Origin of the sequence: Escherichia sp. E2562, assembly GCF_005781075.1 — a bacterium.
Taxonomy (GTDB): domain Bacteria; phylum Pseudomonadota; class Gammaproteobacteria; order Enterobacterales; family Enterobacteriaceae; genus Escherichia.
The window spans coordinates 1-17,210 of sequence record NZ_VATM01000034.1 but is presented as its reverse complement, the minus strand read 5'-3'; the positions used below and the strand labels follow the sequence as shown (position 1 = coordinate 17,210).

Below are 17,210 nucleotides of genomic sequence, written 5' to 3'. Positions count from 1 at the left end.
TGATTGTTATTTTCTGTTTTCCCGTATCACCTGATCACCGCCTGGCTGTGTTTATGATCGGGTGATACGTATTGAAACCCCAATCATGTGTTGAAAATAACTCTCTATCCCCCGCTAAATGCGGAAACACTGAGAAATAAAATTCCGCAATATGGCTAATCACTCTGAATTCCCTGCGCAAACTCTGAACACTCTCACGGATAAAGATTTAGCACGTGTCAGCGAGCTAATTTACCGCCGTGCAGGTATTGTCCTGAATGGTCAAAAAAAAGATATGGTCTATAATCGTTTATCCCGCCGAATCACTCAGCTAGGGATAAACAGCTTCAGTGAGTATATGGCACTGCTTGAAAGCAGCTCTGATGCGCCGGAATGGCAGACATTTGTCAACTCGCTGACCACTAACCTGACCTCTTTTTTTCGTGAAGCGTACCATTTCCCTATTCTTGCAGAACATGCGCGGAGTCGGCGCGGTATGTATAACGTATGGTGCGCTGCCGCATCCACAGGCGAAGAACCACTGTCAATTGCGATGACGCTGGAAGAAACGCTGGGTCGTAGTATTACGGGGCCTCGCATACTGGCAACGGATATTGATACCGATGTTCTGCGTCATGCCAAAAAAGGAATTTATCAATTATCCGATTTGGCTAGTCTGAATGAAAAACAGAAAAAAAACTGGTTTCTGCGTGGAACAGGAAATCACGGTGATAAAGTAAAGGTAAAAAGGGAACTGTTGGCATCGATTCATTACCAACAGCTGAATCTCGTGGCCCCGCAGTGGGATATTCCTGCACCGTTTGATGCTATTTTCTGTCGCAATGTGATGATTTATTTTGACAGAAATACGCAGGATATTCTTATGCGCCGTTTTGCAGAAATACTGAAACCAGGTGGAATACTTTTTGCGGGTCATTCAGAACACTTTAATACTGCAAATAGTCATTTTCGCCTGCGCGGCCAATCTGTTTACTGCCTGGCAAAGGGGTAACAAATGAAAAAGATAAAAGTGTTGTGCGTGGACGATTCGGCGTTAATTCGCAATATCATGACGCGAATTGTTAATCAACAACCGGATATGGAAATGGTCGCCACGGCGCATGATCCCATCATGGCCCGTGATTTGATTAAACAACATAACCCGGATGTACTGACGCTGGACGTTGAAATGCCGCGCATGGATGGTCTGGATTTTCTTGAACGTTTAATGCGTCTGCGTCCAATGCCGGTATTAATGCTTTCTTCACTGACCAGCAAAGGCTCTGATATCACTATTGCAGCACTGGAACTGGGCGCCGTAGATTTTATTACTAAACCTCAGCAAGGACTTCAGGAAGGGATGGAAAAATACAGCGATATGATCGCTGACAAAATTCGTATCGCGGCAAGCGTGCGGAGTTTCCAGAAAAGAACAGTTCCTCCCGTTATTCGCGCCCCGCTTATTGGCAGTGAAAAAATTATTGCCATTGGCGCCTCTACCGGTGGTACGGAAGCATTAAGCCATGTCCTCTTGCCAATGCCGCCGACATGTCCGGGAATCGTCATCGCACAACATATGCCACCAGGGTTTACCCGTTCTTTTGCCCAGCGTCTGGATAAATCCTGCCTGCTGTCCGTAAAGGAAGCAGAGCATGATGACCGCGTACTACCCGGTCATGCTTATATCGCGCCAGGCGGCAGACATATGGAGTTAATACGTAGCGGGGCTAACTACCATATCAAACTTAGCGATACGCCGCCTGTTAACCGCCATCGTCCGTCGGTAGATACGCTGTTTGAATCCGTTGCCCGAGTCGCAGGACGAAATGCCGTCGGTGTGATCCTGACGGGTATGGGTAACGATGGTGCGAAAGGTCTGCTGGCGATGCGTAACGCAGGCGCCCGAACCCTCGCCCAGAGCGAACGTTCATGTGTGGTATTCGGTATGCCCCGTGAAGCAGTGGCTTTAGAGGCGGTAACAGAAGTCGCCGACCTCGATGATATGAGCCAACAAATTCTCAATAACATAACCGGGCAGTCTCGCCGTATTTAACAGCCTATTTCGTACTTAGAAATTTTTCAGGATATACCATGACAGATAAGAATTTACGTTTCCTCGTTGTTGATGACTTTGCCACCATGCGTCGCATTGTCCGCAATCTCCTTAAAGATCTCGGCTTCAACAATGTTGACGAAGCGGAGGATGGTCATGACGCGCTGACGCGTCTGAAAAAAGAACCATTCGATTTTGTCATTAGTGACTGGAACATGCCGAACATGGACGGTTTGCAGCTGTTGAATGAAATTCGCCAGGATAGTGCGCTTAAAGCGCTGCCTGTGCTGATGGTTACCGCAGAAGCGAAGAAGGAAAACATTATTGCCGCAGCGCAGGCCGGTGCCAGCGGTTATGTGGTTAAGCCTTTTACCGCAGCCACTCTTGAAGAAAAGCTGAACAAAATCTTTGAGAAGCTCGGGGGATAATCATGACCGCGTCTGCGCAACTGCCACCAAAGAATCACGATCCAGACGTCTTTACCCGTATTGGTAATATCACACGGATGCTAAGGGATAGTCTGGTCAGTCTTGGCCTTGAGCGAACCATCATGGATGCGGCTGAAGCGATCCCTGATGCCCGCGAACGTCTGAATTATGTGGCAAAGAAAACATCGCAGGCTGCGGAGCGTGTGCTGAACAGTGTGGAAGAAACAAGACCGATGCAGGACGCTATCTCCAGCGGAGCTGAACAGTTAACACAACGCTGGGATGCCTGGTTTGATGCGCCTGTTGAACTGCCGGAAGCCCGTGAACTGGTAAAAGATACCCGGCATTATCTGAAACAGGCGACCAGTCTGGCCGGTAAAACCAATAATCAACTCATGGAAATCATGATGGCGCAGGACTTTCAGGATCTGACCGGTCAGGTTATCCAGCGCATGATGACCATTATTGAAGTTGTCGAAAAAGAGTTGATTCGGGTACTCGTAGATAACATTCCTGAAGAGACTGTACCGACGAAAGAAGTCGCTAATTCATTAATTAATGGTCCACAAATCGATCAGACCCAGGCAGGTGTAATGACATCCCAGGGCCAGGTTGATGACCTTCTCCAGAGTCTCGGCTTTTAATCTATGTAATGTCATTTTCCTCTGATAACCAGAACTAACGCGGTTAGCAGAGGAACCAGACCCAGGCAGGTGTATGTCAGAAGAAAGCGATCAGGAAAAAACAGAAGAGCCCACAGCTCACCGAAAAGAAGAAGCGCGGAAAAAAGGGCAGATTCCTCGTTCCAGAGAACTCACCTCCCTGCTGATTCTGTTAGCAGGCTGGTCGCTGATGACGGGTAGCGGAGAAAACCTTGCCCGCACGTTATTACAGTTATTGCATTCCGGGTTAACCCTCAACAGACATCAAATTGAGGACCCGTTAAGCATGATTCACCAGCTTTACGACATGCTGGTAATGATGATTCAGGCATTGATGCCCTTTCTGCTTGGGCTGTTTGTAGTGGGGATTGCCTCGCCATTACTGATTGGTGGGCTTCACCTGGGCGGTGGCCTGAAAGTAGATTTAAAACGCTTAAATCCACTTTCAGGAATGAAACGGATGGTTTCAGGGCAAATGGTCGCTGAATTATTAAAAGGATGTCTGAAAGTTACTTTAGTAGGAACAGGCTGTACTTTGTATCTTACTAATAATAAAGAGCATTTCATCCAGTTAGTGAGTGCTCCACTGCCTGAAGCGATTGGCCGCGCGATGGACCTGATTCTGCACTGCCTGATGATGGTACTGCTGTGCATTATCCCGATGGTTGGCTATGACATTTTTAACCAGATCTTCAGCAACCTGAAAAAGCTGCGTATGACCCGCCAGGAAATACGCGATGAATTTAAGCAGCAGGAAGGCGATCCGCACATCAAGAACAGAATCAAGCAGATGCAGCGCGCTATCGCCAGAAGCCGCATGATGTCCGATGTGCCTGAGGCGGATGTGATTGTCAACAACCCAACGCACTACTCCGTCGCCCTGTCCTACAAAGAAAACAGTATGAGCGCACCAATCGTGCTGGCCAAAGGCGCAGGGGAAGTCGCGCTGCGCATCAGAGAGCTGGGGAAAGAACATAAGATCCCGATGCTGGAAGCGCCACCGCTGGCGCGTGCGCTTTACCGACACAGCGAGATTGGCAGACCGATCCCAACAGAACTTTATAGCGCGGTGGCAGAAGTGCTCGCGTGGGTCTACAGCCTGCGTCGCTGGCGCCACACCGGCGAAACCAAACCCGTACCACCCCGGAACCTTCCTGTACCGGAAAAACTGGATTTTAACCACGAGATGAATACCGATGTCTGATATCGCCACTAAATTACGTTTACCACAGTTGAAAGATACCCAGTGGCGAATACTGGCCGGCCCGGTGCTGATCATGATGATCCTCGCCATGATGGTCCTGCCGCTCCCGGCGTTTCTTCTGGACACCCTGTTTACGTTCAATATCGTCCTTTCATTGATGATCCTGCTCGTATCCATGTTCACCAAAAACACGCTGGAGTTCTCGGCATTCCCGACGGTCCTCCTGTTTGCCACCCTGCTTCGACTGGCGCTGAACATTGCTTCGACGCGTATCATCCTGATGGAAGGCCACACCGGCGCTGCAGCGGCGGGTCGCGTCGTGGAGGCGTTTGGTCATTTTCTGGTAGGCGGTAACTTTGCTATCGGCATCGTGGTGTTCGCGATTCTGATCATCATTAACTTTATGGTTATCACCAAAGGTGCCGGACGTATTGCCGAAGTGGGCGCTCGCTTCGTTCTCGACGGGATGCCAGGTAAGCAGATGGCCATTGACGCCGACCTTAACGCCGGTCTGATCGGTGAAGCCGAAGCCAAGCGCCGTCGTAACGAAGTGACCCAGGAATCCGACTTTTACGGCTCAATGGATGGTGCCAGTAAATTCGTGCGCGGCGATGCCATCGCGGGCCTGATGATTATGGCCATTAACATCATCGGCGGCCTCGCTATCGGTGTTCTGCAACACGGCATGGCGATCGGACAAGCCGGTGAAACGTATACCCTGTTAACCATTGGCGACGGTCTGGTTTCCCAGATCCCTGCCCTGATAATCTCCACCGCTGCCGGTGTTATTGTGACGCGCGTAGCGACCGAACAGGATGTCGGGGAGCAAATGGTGGGTCAGTTGTTCCACAATCCTCAGGTAATGCTGCTGGCGGCTGGCGTAATCGGTCTGCTTGGGTTGATCCCTGGTATGCCTAATCTGGTATTTCTGCTCTTTACCGCTGCACTGCTGGGGTTAGCCTGGTGGTTACGCGGTCGCCAGGAGAATAATCAGTCGGCCAGCAAAGAAGATAAAACGCGTGACGAAATCCACGCTGAAGCCGCTCACGCTACAGCCGAAGCCTCCTGGGCAGACGTACAGATTGAAGACGTACTGGGGCTGGAAGTGGGCTACCGTTTAATTCCGCTGGTTGATAGCGATCAAAACGGTCAGCTACTGACGCGTATCCGTGGCCTGCGTAAAAACTTTGCGCATGAAATGGGTTTTCTCCCGCCGTCTGTACACATCTGTGACAATCTGAGCCTTGAACCAGGCAGTTATCGTATCCTGCTGAAAGGCGTGGAAATTGGTCATGGCACGATTCACCCTGAACGCTGGATGGCAATTAACCCAGGCTGCGCCGAAGGTGATCTGGACGGAACACCGTGTAAAGACCCGGCATTTGGTTTCCCGGCATGGTGGATTGATGAAGTACAGCGTGAGCAGGCCCAGGTACAGGGCTATACCGTAGTAGACCCGGCCTCCGTCGTAGCAACGCACCTGAATCATCTGATTACCCAGCACACTGGCGAACTGTTTGGCCGCAATGAAGCCCAACTGCTGCTCGATCGCCTTGAAAAAGATATGCCGCGCCTGGTAGATGGTTTAATTCCTGGCGTGATCTCTTTAACGCTGTTCCATAAAGTGCTGCAAAATCTCCTGGTGGAACAAGTTTCTATCCGTGATATGCGCACAATTATCGATACGATGGCTGAATTTGCGCCAACAATCACCGACCCTGATGATTTAACCGCTCAAATCCGTAGCCGCCTCGGTCGGGCAATTACCCAACATTGGTTCCGTAATAATAAAGATATCGACGTGATTGGCCTCGACAGCAACCTTGAGAAGATTCTCCTGCAGGCAATCCAGAACAACAGCATCATTGAACCGGGTATTGCAGACAGCCTGATCCGCCAGACAGAACAGGCTATCCTTGAGCAAAACTCGCGTAATATTCCGCCGGTACTGCTTGTCGCGCCACCGCTCAGAACCATGCTTTCCCGTTTTCTGCGCCGGATTTACCCACAGCTGGTAGTGTTGTCTACGCAGGAGATTGCACATGACCGAATGTTACATATGTCGACCTGCATCGGCGGACAAAAATAATGAAAGCCATTAATACAGCATTTCTGCTGCTGGCGCTCCATTCGTCATTATGCCTGGCTTCCGCAGGAAGCTGGAGCCAGCAGAGCAGCGGTGGCACGCTGACTACAGGCGAAGAATTACTGGTTGGGCGTGTTCTTCACGCCCCCACCGTCGTACCACGTAACGCGCCCGTGAAATATATTACGTGGAAAATAAATCTTCTTACTCCACCGCCACAGGGACTGGAAATCAATTTATGCAGTACGACCTGGTGTCAGCCCCTGCCCGCTCTCGCCGGCCATTTAACACCAGTTCGTCATTTATCGGCAGGCGGCGTTTTTCACTTTATTTATAACGTGCGCTATAAAGGGCAGTTAATACCCTCCATGACGGTGGTGAGAAATCAATTAACAATAGGCTACGGCTCACAATCGTGAGGACTGGCTTTAACATGGCAAGTACCCACCGTCCAGTGCGTCGATGGGTATGAGAAGTCGAATTATTCTCTTAGCGGAAAATCACTATTAAGCGCAGAGATTAACTCTTTCAGAAAATCACATTGGCTACAGTTGCGGTTTGTTTTCGATGCTGCGTAATAGACCGCATCTGACGCCGCAAATTCATAACCGGCTAACGTGCGTTTTTCTGCCATTAACTGTACAGCGTGACAGGGTGTCTGATATCCACTGTTTTTTGTATGGGCATCTGATACTGTGGCGTTAACGTCTATGACGAATCTGTATCCTTTGCCGTAAACAGTTTCAATAAAGATATTTTCTTTATTCTGCCCAAGTGCATTACGAATACGGTAAATGCTTCGCGTCAGCGACTCGTCGCTAACCGCAGAAGACCAGACATCATTAATAATTTTATGTTTACTGACCACGCGTTTTGCATTCGCTAATAAAACCTTAAGCACGCCAGCTTCTTTAGGCGGCAGATAAACTTCTTCCGCTCCGCAACATAAAAAACCGTCGTTTGTAAAAGAGAAATCACCAAACTGGAAAGTAGTATAACGTTCCTGTGTATTAATCATATTCACCATAGCTCCCTTATGTGAATCACTGTGGCGAGAGATATCCCCACCGTTAGCTCTGTTCTGCGCTTTCACAACCGGGCTAAAATAGTGAACAGTAGTTCTTCGTGTGCCGGTTAGTGAATGCTGTTACACCTCACTTGCATCACTGAACTTTATGACAGGATTATCCAATTTTGATGTGATATTATTTTAAATTGCGAATTTAAGATGCAACTTGTTGTTTTAAAATGATTATTTATTTTTCGCGTAGCAACATATTACAGTTTAAGAAGTGAATTATGGATTCAAGAGATACGGTAGACGGCATTCTGCTTTCGCTACAGCATATGACATTAATGATAACGACTGAAATACGTGAGAGGGAAAAGAAGGGTCTGCAACACGATTCGGTTTAGTATTAACCGGAATGTTGATTTCATACTGACAGATTTTATTGAAAGAAGTGACCGCATGTGCGGTCACTAAAAAATAGAATAATAAATATTAACGGCATAAAACATCAGTTGGCGAAGGCACACTACTTGTTTGTTTCAATGGGGAGTCTGCGTATACCCCTTGTATTATATGAACCCAGCTATAGCGCCCAGTACCACCATATCGATAAGCACCGTCGAGCGTATTTGGCAAATAGGAAATCCCTGCCCAAAGCGCCCCTTCATGCAGTCCATCATAATCCCAATTAAACAGATCATTTCTTGCCAGCCCGTCGTTAGAACCTAACGCTTTTGCTTCCGCCGAATTTATACAAACATTTTCAATACCAGCATATGGTGATACGATTACATTAGAAAATTTAACATAGCTCATAAAACGAAATGATTGAGACATTTGTACAATGCCCGTCATAGTATCAGTAAATTTCATTGAGCCTTCCATACCGACACCTGGTTTATCAGTAATCTGAATTTCCGTATTTGTTGCATCTAATACGATTTTTTGTTCGCCGGCAGGGGTCACACCTTCAACTTTCCAACGATGACTATCCAGTTTTTTCCCATTTGCGCTTGCGAAACCCACGGTACTGTTAATCGGTAAATAAGCACCATGTGCAATAAGCCCAGACCAGTCTCTGGCTTTATTGCTTATTTTATCGTACAGCTCGACTATCGGTGTAACCTTGACTTTTATCCTGGGTAAGACCTCAACATTATTAACGGTTATCACAGATTCAGCCTCTTTATCCTCCGCAGCATCAACGACTTTATCCGGGTGCACAATAACGGTCGTTTGACCGCTACTATCCGTGGTCCCTGAGGTTGTTTTTGCAGAATATCCCGGCTTAATATCAACAATCGCATTACTGACAGGTTCGCCGAGGCTATTGATCAACGTCACGCTGCATTTAATATCGGTATCGGCCAGCCCAACACAATCTGGCAATGATGACTTTGTACTGCTGATTACGCTGTAGGTATCAACAGAACCTGAGGCAATCGCATCCCCCTCAAAGGGAATGGTATTATTACTGTCTGTTCGCGCTGTGACTTGCGCGCGTAGTACATGACCTTTATTTGTTGAAGAGGGTGTGTATTGGGTCGTGGTCTGTCCTGGAATATCCTCCCACTGCCCTGGGGACGTTTCCACCTGCCACTGATACGTCGTCCCTGATGGAGAAGTATCTTCAGTATCACCATCAGGATCGCTGAATTTAGGTTCCAGCGTTAATGTATCCCCTAGGGTAAGTTCAGGGGCAGCCACGGGTTTATGCCCAGTTATCACCAGTGTTTGATCTTTTGCCGTTGTCGCATAAACGGGTATTGAGGTCGTCAGAACTGTCCCGGCAAGCGTCGACAACACAAATAATTGCCGTGTATTAATATTCATTCGATACTCTTTTCATTGCACTACAGAAGAAGCTAGTGGCTCTGTTATTGCCCGGGATTCAGACTGAGAGAAAGATTGAACCAAGCTACAATAGAACTTTAGATAGCGCTGCTGCAACGTAGAAAAGGTATATGACATCTTTTGTAGCATAACAGTTTCAGATTATCCCGCGGGGCTCTTGATACTTTACCAGGCCTGATCAGGCACAAAATAAGTTACTACATTGTACAACAAGTGAGAATAAAGTTAATGCTGTGATATGAGTACATAAAGAAAGGCTAATCACGGTTTAGAGATTATCAGCAACAGTTCATGTATTCACATTACCAGGCATAAGAACAGCTCTTCAGTAATGACAGGAGTAATAGAATCCGGAGAGTGCAGAAAGTGAAAAGAAAATAATTTTAACAACCAGGACATTTATTAACGCAATAAAATTTCTACTGATAAAACAAGTTTTTATAAAATGGATATATCAGCTTTCTTGGTTTAAATACCAGAAATAACCATTGAATACAATACTATGCAGATATCAATTTCAGACATAAAAGCTAAAAATGTACCACATGAAGCATTATCGCAATTATGTCTGTTCCATCGCCAGAAAGCGTATGATATGACAAATTCAGACATTTTGACTAACAAAAGGTGGAGTAACTCTATTTCATAACAGGATTTTTAAAATGAATATCTATGTCTGAAATTTCACCTATGTTTATTAAAATGTGCTTATCATCGTTACTCCTGATAGTCACTCTGGTCTGGACTCTCGTTTCGGCTCCGGCATGAAACGAGACGATTTGCTGAATCTCTTTCATCATATTCTCTAGTGCTTCATAATCGTTCATAGCATCACCTCACAGATTACTTATATTGTTTAATAAATTATCGGCAAAAAGAAGATTTGGATAAGTCGGAAGGTCGAGGCATACCTAACCGTGTAGACGTGTATCTGTAAGTATCCCGCATAATCGTGCCATTCATATTTAGAGATCATCCGGCATAATCAATCTGCCAACGAAGGAGATCGCTATGCGTAAAGCCCGTTTTACTGAGCATCAGATCATCGCTGTGATTAAGTCAGTTGAAGCCGGACGAACCGTTAAAGATGTCTGCCGGGAGGCCGGTATCTCTGAAGCCACCTACTACAACTGGAAGTCCAGATACGGCGGCATGGAGGCTTCTGATATAAAAAAAATCAAGGATCTTGAGGACGAGAACCGCCGTCTCAAACAGATGTTTGCTGACCTGAGTCTGGAGAACCGGGCGCTGAAAGACGTTATCGAAAAAAAGCTTTAAAACCAGCCTTTAAGCGTGAGCTGGTCACTCATCTGATAACGACATTCGGACTCAGTATCCGTCAGGCCTGCCGGAGTCTGAACCTGAGCAGAACGGTTTACCATTACCGCCCGGATACCACGCGTGATGAACTCGTTATTGCCGCCCTGCAGGCTGCGGCTGAGCGATACCCGCGATACGGATTTCCGAAGCTTTTCCAGATTCTGCGACGGCAAGGATACTCGTGGAATCACAAAAGGCTCCACCGTATTTACTGTCTGCTGAAGCTGAATTTTCGCCGTAAGGGCAAACAACGACTGCCGGTACGCAATCCCTCACCACTGGCTACGCCAGAAGCGCTGAACCAGAGCTGGTCTGTCGATTTTATGCATGATGCGCTGGCCTGTGGCCGTCGTTTTCGCACGTTCAATGTCGTTGATGACTTTAATCGTGAGGCGTTATCGATTGAAATCGATCTGAATCTGCCAGCTCTGCGAGTGGTCCGTGTACTTGACAGGATCGCGGCAAACCGCGGTTATCCGGTCATGCTGCGCATGGATAATGGTCCGGAATTTATCTCTCTGGCGCTGGCTGAATGGGCAGAGATACACGCAGTAAAACTGGAGTTCATCCAGCCGGGTAAGCCGACGCAGAACGCTTTCATTGAGCGTTTTAACAGGACATACCGTACAGAAATACTCGATTTTTATCTGTTCAGAACGCTGAATGAAGTACGGGAAATTACGGAGAAATGGTTATCAGAATATAACTGTGAACGCCCGCATGAATCACTGAACAATATGACACCGGAGGAATACCGACTTCACCATTATTTGGCCGGGTTCTCAAAAAATGCATGGAACTAAAACGGGTCTATTTACATATCCACGGGATGGTTTAACTCTATAGCACAGGATTAATGCTGGCGCAGCAGACAATGTCTAAAGATTTAACGCACTTATCGATTACCAGGACAAATACACTTTTTCAAAATCATTGCAAATACTTTGCCTTTCATTTCAAAAAAATAAATCATAATTTTTATATCCCCTTCAACAGGGTCCAGTGGCTGTATGCTGATTTATAACTCGCTACAGTGCTAACAATCATCCTACTTGTTCATTAACCAAAATTACATCAATACAGGAATCACCCTCTCTTCATGGCGCTTATTCATAATTTAACTTAATGAATGCTGATTATAAGATAGTACATGCTTTTGCTTCATCAACATTTTTTCCTAAAGCAAAATTATTTTTAACATAAAAATGCCTTCATCTATAGAATATGTACAATACCAACAAAATAATTAGCCACGGTTTTGTTCTTAAAAGTATAACGGTCGTGATCGGTTCGATTTGCCAGGTTATATCGCCTGCTATGGCCAGTGCGGATGCCGCTTTGCTCGCCGAGCAAAAAGCCACGCCTTATGAAACGCAACGAGATAGCTCACGTACGGATACAGAAGCGGAAGATCGTGATCAGGAAAATGCTCAATTAACTCAGTTAGCCGCTTTCGCGTCTCAGGCTGGAGGAGTGCTTTCTGGTCATACGGATAGCAACATGGCAAAAGCGATGGCCAAAGGCTTTGTGCTGGGTAAGGCAAATCAAAGCGCCGCTGAATGGCTGCAACATTACGGAACAGCACAAATAGAAATCAACGCCGACGATAACTTATCGCTAAAAGATTCCTCTTTTATATTGCTTCATCCGTGGTACGACGTGCCGAACAATCTGCTGTTTTCTCAAAGCGGCGTCCACCGTGTGGACGGGCGGGGCATTGTGAACCAAGGCATTGGTTATCGCCACTTCAACCAGCAAACGATGTATGGCCTCAATACCTTTATCGATTACGATTTATCTGGTGATCATGCCCGGGCGGGGATTGGCGCCGAATACTGGCGTAATTTTGTTAAATTTTCCGCTAATGGCTACATCGGGCTAACCGGATGGAAAGCATCTCCGAATGTTGAAGATTATGAAGAACGGCCTGCCAATGGTTGGGATTTACGTCTGGAAGGATACCTTCCCGCTCTCCCGCAACTGGGGACAAGGCTAACGTATGAGCAGTATTTCGGTCGGGAGGTCGCGCTGTTTGGTAAAGAAAACCGGCAGAAAAACCCCCGGGTTCTTACTGTCGGCGTGAATTTCACTCCATTTCCGTTGCTGACATTAAGCGCGGAACATCGCACTGGCGAGAGTGGAAAACATGACACTCAGCTAAAAGCGGATGTGAACTGGCGCATCGGCACCCCACTCCGTCAGCAATTAAATACGGATGCCGTAGAAGGCATTCGTACCCTGAATGGCAGCCGCTATGACCTTGTTAATCGTAATAACGACATCGTTCTTGAGTATCGCAAACAAACCGTTATCAAATTACACCTCCCGGGGCGAGTAACAGGAAAATCAAAACAGGTCATTCCGTTGTTGCCTGATGTGCAGGCAAAACATGGTTTGAAAGATATTGAATGGGATGACGCATCATTTTTAGCCGCGGGCGGTAAGTTGATCGGTCAGGGAGCCCACTGGCAGATGGTGTTGCCGGAATGGAAAGATGGCGCGATCAATGCATGGGGAATCTCCGCTATTGCGCATGATACCCGTGGTAATGCATCGCAACCCGCCGAAATGCAGGTTGTTCTTACGCCACCGATAATAAGTAAGAAATATTCCAGTCTTAGCATCGCCGTGGCGCATCTGCTGGCAGATACAAAAACACAAACTACGTTGACAATTGCTCTACTGGATAATGAGAAAAAACCGATAAGCGGCAAAGCAGAGCAGATAATTCTCAATGGTGCATTTACTCCAATCAACTCGCTGGTAGACGGTATGGCTTTGGCGAAAGGAACCGTCACTTTAAAGCCTCAGGCTCCGGTATTGCCGCAACTGGGAAAACTCAAAGAGTCTGGTAATGGAATTTACACAACAACGGTAACTGCCGGTGAAAGTGCTGGAAAATTTACTATTACTGCAAGCCTGGAAGATACAACGCTGGCATCTGCTGACATCATTTTTACAGATACATCAGCCGCACTTGAGCAAAGTACGCTTACTGCTGACAAGACAACGTTTTCTGTCGGAAGCACGGAAAAGTCGACTCTGGCCCTTACCTTGCAAGACAGCAAGGGCCAGCCAATTAGCAACGAAAAAGAACGCATAACATTCTTTATTGCTGACAGTACTGTAGATACATCGAAATATTCCTTCGATACCGTTCAGGAAAGCAACCCTGGACACTACACCACAACATTTAGTGGTCTTCTGGAAAATCCAAAGTTACCTGTTGGCGTCAAAATTAATGGCAAAGATACCGGCAAACGCCTGATCTTTAATCTGACAACAGTTTCTGTCGCAACGGTTACTGGTGTGCCTGTAGTGGGAAATACGCTGACAGCAACAATGCCTTGTAGCACAGACTGCAATGCGTTGACTTACCAATGGCAGAGAGAAGATCAAGCAGGTAGTAATAATTATGTCGATATTCCGGGTGCCACAGCGATGACATATGTTCCTTCCACCGCCGATCAAAAGCGAAAAGTGCGGGTACAAATTATCAAATGACTTATTACTGAGCCAGAAAGTCATCGTTATCCCATATCTGTATTGTGTATTTGTTAATAAATAGTAAGACAAGAGAATATGAAACTAAGCTTAAAAAAAAAGACTGCCGCCAGCATTACAATGGGCTTCTTACTCAGTATGAGTGTTAATGCCGTCGCAGCAATAATCACCTCTTCCGCAACGATGTCCATTACAGGACATGAGCCAACCCTGACTGCAGGTGAGATTACTTTTGAGGATAAAAATGCAAATGGCATTCTTGACCACGGCGATGTCGTAAAAATCGATCCCGCTCATGACTTTGCATTTGCCGATGTTGATGGAGATAAACCCGATACAACGACTCCCCGACTCTATAGCTGGAAGATTGGTTCTACTGAAGTGGCGGTGACCGAAACTTACACTATTCAGGACAAAGATTTAGGACAGACAATTACACTATTTGTTACTCCACAAACTGACAAAAATATTACTGAGCCATTCCAGGGCACACCTGTTCAGGCTACGGTAAACGGAACAGCGGGTGGACTACCGATTTCTGGAAGCGACGATGTCATTAAAGTGGTAATTAGCGGCGGTACCGGTGTTTCTGGCGCACCTATCGTTAATGACACTCTGACAGCTACACCAACCTGTACAAAAGCGTGCGGTGTATTGAACTACCAGTGGCAGGTCGAGGACTCCGTCAATAGCGGTAAATATATCGATATAACAGGGGCAACAAACAGTACTTGGAAAGTCACTAAAGAGACTCAGAAACGAAAAGTTCAGGTGGTTGTATCCAATCCTTGATGCTTCTGTTTTTCTTCCCAAATAAAGGGAATAAAGAACAGTAGTAATGTGCTATTTTTAATAGTCAGAAAACCGCCACACTAATTATAACGGCGGTTTTCTGAAAAACTTAAACTAATCCCCTATGTAGATAAAAATAACAATCAACAAACAGACCTGTAAATCAACAGCCTATTTTTTTGTTATATTTATCGCCTGTACGGTGCATGCAGAATTACCACATTTATCCCAGTGAGGATGCACAACATAAGCACACCCTGCCAATGAAGATAATATGCCACCTATGATTAATAATTTATAATTTGACATATTAATACCAAAATATTATTGCAATAGAATATAAACATGGATGCCAGCGTTATTGCTGGTATCCATGTTTGACTTACATTACTGTATCGATATTAAGAATTAGCGTAGAAGACACAGCTTCAGCGTTCCCTTCAGTCTCATACCAGATAATTAACTTACTACTGGTTGTACCAAAAGGATCGCTGTTGCAATTACAAAGGTCTTCATACATAACCTCGACCTGGAGGTAACCTAGTGTAACATCTGCTGGCATAATTTCGTAGGAGTGAAGCAACCGACTGGGTAAATTTGAATAAACATAATTATCATCATCGTAATACGATAATTCAATTTTAGTATTAATAACATCTCCCGCAGTAAGGTTTCCAGCAACCGGAATACGATAGTACATATGTTCACCAGGCAGGCCATTCCCAATACGATGCTTATTAATGATCCCTCCTGATACCATTTCCGTTCCACTAACATCAATAAAGGTTGGTGATTTTAACGTTCCTTTTTTCGGCGGCGTCACTGGAATTGCCTTCGTGACAATAAGTCTTTTATGTTCAGAAATCCCTACGTTGCCGCTACGTTCAGCAACAATGTATGAAATCCTGTTTTTGGCTTTATTTACGTTATCCTGTACCATTAACTCTGTAGTATCGAATTCAAAGGGATAAATCGTTTTCTGCGGTTTTGAAGGAACCTCATAACGCCCCAAAAAAGTTCGATCACCAATAACAGCTGTTCCCATAAGATCAACATAAGTTGGCTCATTAAACACAAGAATGGTATCGTTTATAAAACCGCCATAATCAGGTTTAGATTCGGTATCTTCCAGAGATTTGAAATGCAAATTCACTTTCTGTTGATCTTCATCAAGAATATCACCGTCAGTATTTTCAAAGTACATTGAATATCCCATGTACTCTGGCGTAATGCCTTCAATAAACAGACCTTTAGAGTCAGAAGTATCAATATCCGGGGAACCTGAACTTACTGTCATTACCAGGAAACCGGCATCTTTAGCACAGGGGTAAATACGGAACTTTGCCACGCCAGTTTTCGATGCTGAATCATTTTTAAGGTTAATAACAAAACCATCAAGTTTACTCGAGGTTAAATTACTAACATAATGATATTGCATGTCAGGATATGCTTTGCCCCCCCCCTGATTAGTATCAGACATCATAAAAAATACGTTTTCGAATACCGCCTGCGCCATACTTACAGGTCGCAGATACAGTTGGATATCCTGATGTGTTTCATCGCCAGGATATTTCGTCAAATTACGTTTATACGTTATCGTACCAGTAATATAGGTGACACCAGACAGATTTGAATAACTATCATTAAGAGTTTCCGGGGCATTCAAATCAATAATCTGAGTGTCATCAAAAGAGATAGTAATCTCATCATCGAGATCAGTATTTGACTCCAGTACATAATATTGGCAGTGACATGTTACTGGCGCAGCTGCTCCCAGGGCTTGTACAGTCAATGTCAAGTCGATCGCTTTATCGCCCAGAGCAATATTGTTAGGTACATTGAACGAATACTTGTACATATAAACTTTGCTACCGTCAGTATCCGTAAATTCTCCCTCACCTTGTGGTTTTGGTAAAATATTTTTACTCGCCACATCCATTTTTATTGCGCTAGGATCCATGGCAATTTCCGCGTTCTGGTATTTATAATAAAATTCCAGATAAATAATCTGCCCTCGCACTATCCCTTTCTGAGAAGGGAAGCTGCATGTTAATACCCCTGGAGTGAGGGCGTTAACATGAGAAGTCACCGGATGAGCATCTCTGAGATATTTCTCAGATTTAAACTTCTCTATAGATTTAATTTTTCGCATATTTAACATGACATCACCTTTAACTTTATTAATTACATTGTTATATCAATGAATACTTCGCGCAGATAAGAGAATTCCTGCTTATTCTGGCAATAGTATTCCACTCTCAGCGTGCTCTGATCCACGCCCTGCGGCGGCATATCGCAGCCCGCCAGATCGTCTAT

General features: G+C 45.6%; 14 protein-coding genes. 10 read left to right on the top strand and 4 right to left on the bottom strand.

Annotated elements, in window-relative coordinates; genetic code table 11:
* Positions 1-151: 151 nt before the first annotated feature.
* From FEK43_RS22500 to FEK43_RS22470, 7 genes are all read left to right on the top strand, one after another.
* Positions 152-991 (top strand): CheR family methyltransferase, encoded by an 840-nt coding sequence (locus FEK43_RS22500; RefSeq protein WP_130238203.1) that lies wholly within the window; start codon positions 152-154, stop codon positions 989-991.
* Positions 992-994: 3 nt separating this feature from the next.
* The gene (locus tag FEK43_RS22495) at positions 995-2,032 is read left to right on the top strand and encodes a chemotaxis response regulator protein-glutamate methylesterase (protein WP_130209611.1); all 1,038 of its coding nucleotides are present in this window, start codon (positions 995-997) and stop codon (positions 2,030-2,032) included.
* Positions 2,033-2,070: 38 nt separating this feature from the next.
* On the top strand, positions 2,071-2,460 hold the full coding sequence (cheY, locus tag FEK43_RS22490; RefSeq protein WP_130209609.1) for a chemotaxis response regulator CheY: 390 nt from the start codon (positions 2,071-2,073) through the stop codon (positions 2,458-2,460).
* A gap of 2 nt (positions 2,461-2,462) precedes the next feature.
* The gene (gene cheZ, locus FEK43_RS22485) at positions 2,463-3,104 is read left to right on the top strand and encodes a protein phosphatase CheZ (protein WP_130209607.1); all 642 of its coding nucleotides are present in this window, start codon (positions 2,463-2,465) and stop codon (positions 3,102-3,104) included.
* 73 nt (positions 3,105-3,177) lie between these two features.
* Positions 3,178-4,326 (top strand): flagellar biosynthesis protein FlhB, encoded by a 1,149-nt coding sequence (gene flhB / locus FEK43_RS22480; RefSeq protein ID WP_130209605.1) that lies wholly within the window; start codon positions 3,178-3,180, stop codon positions 4,324-4,326.
* Positions 4,319-6,415: a flagellar biosynthesis protein FlhA gene (flhA, locus tag FEK43_RS22475; RefSeq protein WP_130209603.1), complete on the top strand. Its 2,097-nt coding sequence runs from the start codon at positions 4,319-4,321 to the stop codon at positions 6,413-6,415. Before flhB ends, flhA begins: the two co-directional genes overlap by 8 nt.
* Positions 6,415-6,831, top strand: a complete 417-nt coding sequence (locus FEK43_RS22470; RefSeq protein ID WP_130209601.1) for a flagellar protein FlhE — start codon at positions 6,415-6,417, stop codon at positions 6,829-6,831. Before flhA ends, FEK43_RS22470 begins: the two co-directional genes overlap by 1 nt.
* A 62-nt stretch (positions 6,832-6,893) precedes the next feature.
* Here FEK43_RS22470 and FEK43_RS22465 read toward each other — a convergent pair whose 3' ends face one another.
* The 3 genes from FEK43_RS22465 to FEK43_RS22455 all read right to left on the bottom strand — a co-directional run bounded on the left by FEK43_RS22465 (position 6,894) and on the right by FEK43_RS22455 (position 10,105).
* Positions 6,894-7,430 (bottom strand): winged helix-turn-helix domain-containing protein, encoded by a 537-nt coding sequence (locus FEK43_RS22465; RefSeq protein WP_165382798.1) that lies wholly within the window; start codon positions 7,428-7,430, stop codon positions 6,894-6,896.
* Between the two features lie 486 nt (positions 7,431-7,916).
* Positions 7,917-9,257 (bottom strand): hypothetical protein, encoded by a 1,341-nt coding sequence (locus tag FEK43_RS22460; RefSeq protein ID WP_130238204.1) that lies wholly within the window; start codon positions 9,255-9,257, stop codon positions 7,917-7,919.
* Between the two features lie 659 nt (positions 9,258-9,916).
* Entirely contained in the window at positions 9,917-10,105 is a 189-nt protein-coding gene (locus FEK43_RS22455; protein WP_130209595.1) for a hypothetical protein, read from the bottom strand.
* A 184-nt stretch (positions 10,106-10,289) separates the two neighbouring features.
* On the opposite strand from FEK43_RS22455, the gene FEK43_RS22450 reads away from it, so the two are divergent.
* From FEK43_RS22450 to FEK43_RS22440, 3 genes are all read left to right on the top strand, one after another.
* Positions 10,290-11,401 (top strand): IS3 family transposase gene (locus tag FEK43_RS22450; protein WP_130259042.1). Its coding sequence is split into 2 segments (ribosomal slippage): positions 10,290-10,551 and positions 10,551-11,401, totalling 1,113 coding nucleotides; the frame shifts between segments, so codons are not numbered across the junction.
* 421 nt (positions 11,402-11,822) lie between these two features.
* Entirely contained in the window at positions 11,823-14,102 is a 2,280-nt protein-coding gene (locus FEK43_RS22445; RefSeq protein ID WP_130238312.1) for an inverse autotransporter beta domain-containing protein, read from the top strand.
* A gap of 78 nt (positions 14,103-14,180) precedes the next feature.
* The gene (locus FEK43_RS22440; protein WP_130238313.1) at positions 14,181-14,894 is read left to right on the top strand and encodes a ZirU family protein; all 714 of its coding nucleotides are present in this window, start codon (positions 14,181-14,183) and stop codon (positions 14,892-14,894) included.
* Between the two features lie 382 nt (positions 14,895-15,276).
* Here the strand turns inward: FEK43_RS22440 and FEK43_RS22435 are convergent, their stop codons facing one another.
* Positions 15,277-17,055 carry a hypothetical protein gene (locus FEK43_RS22435; RefSeq protein WP_130238314.1) on the bottom strand — a complete coding sequence of 593 codons (1,779 nt, stop codon included), beginning with the start codon at positions 17,053-17,055 and terminating at the stop codon, positions 15,277-15,279.
* Positions 17,056-17,210: the final 155 nt, after the last annotated feature.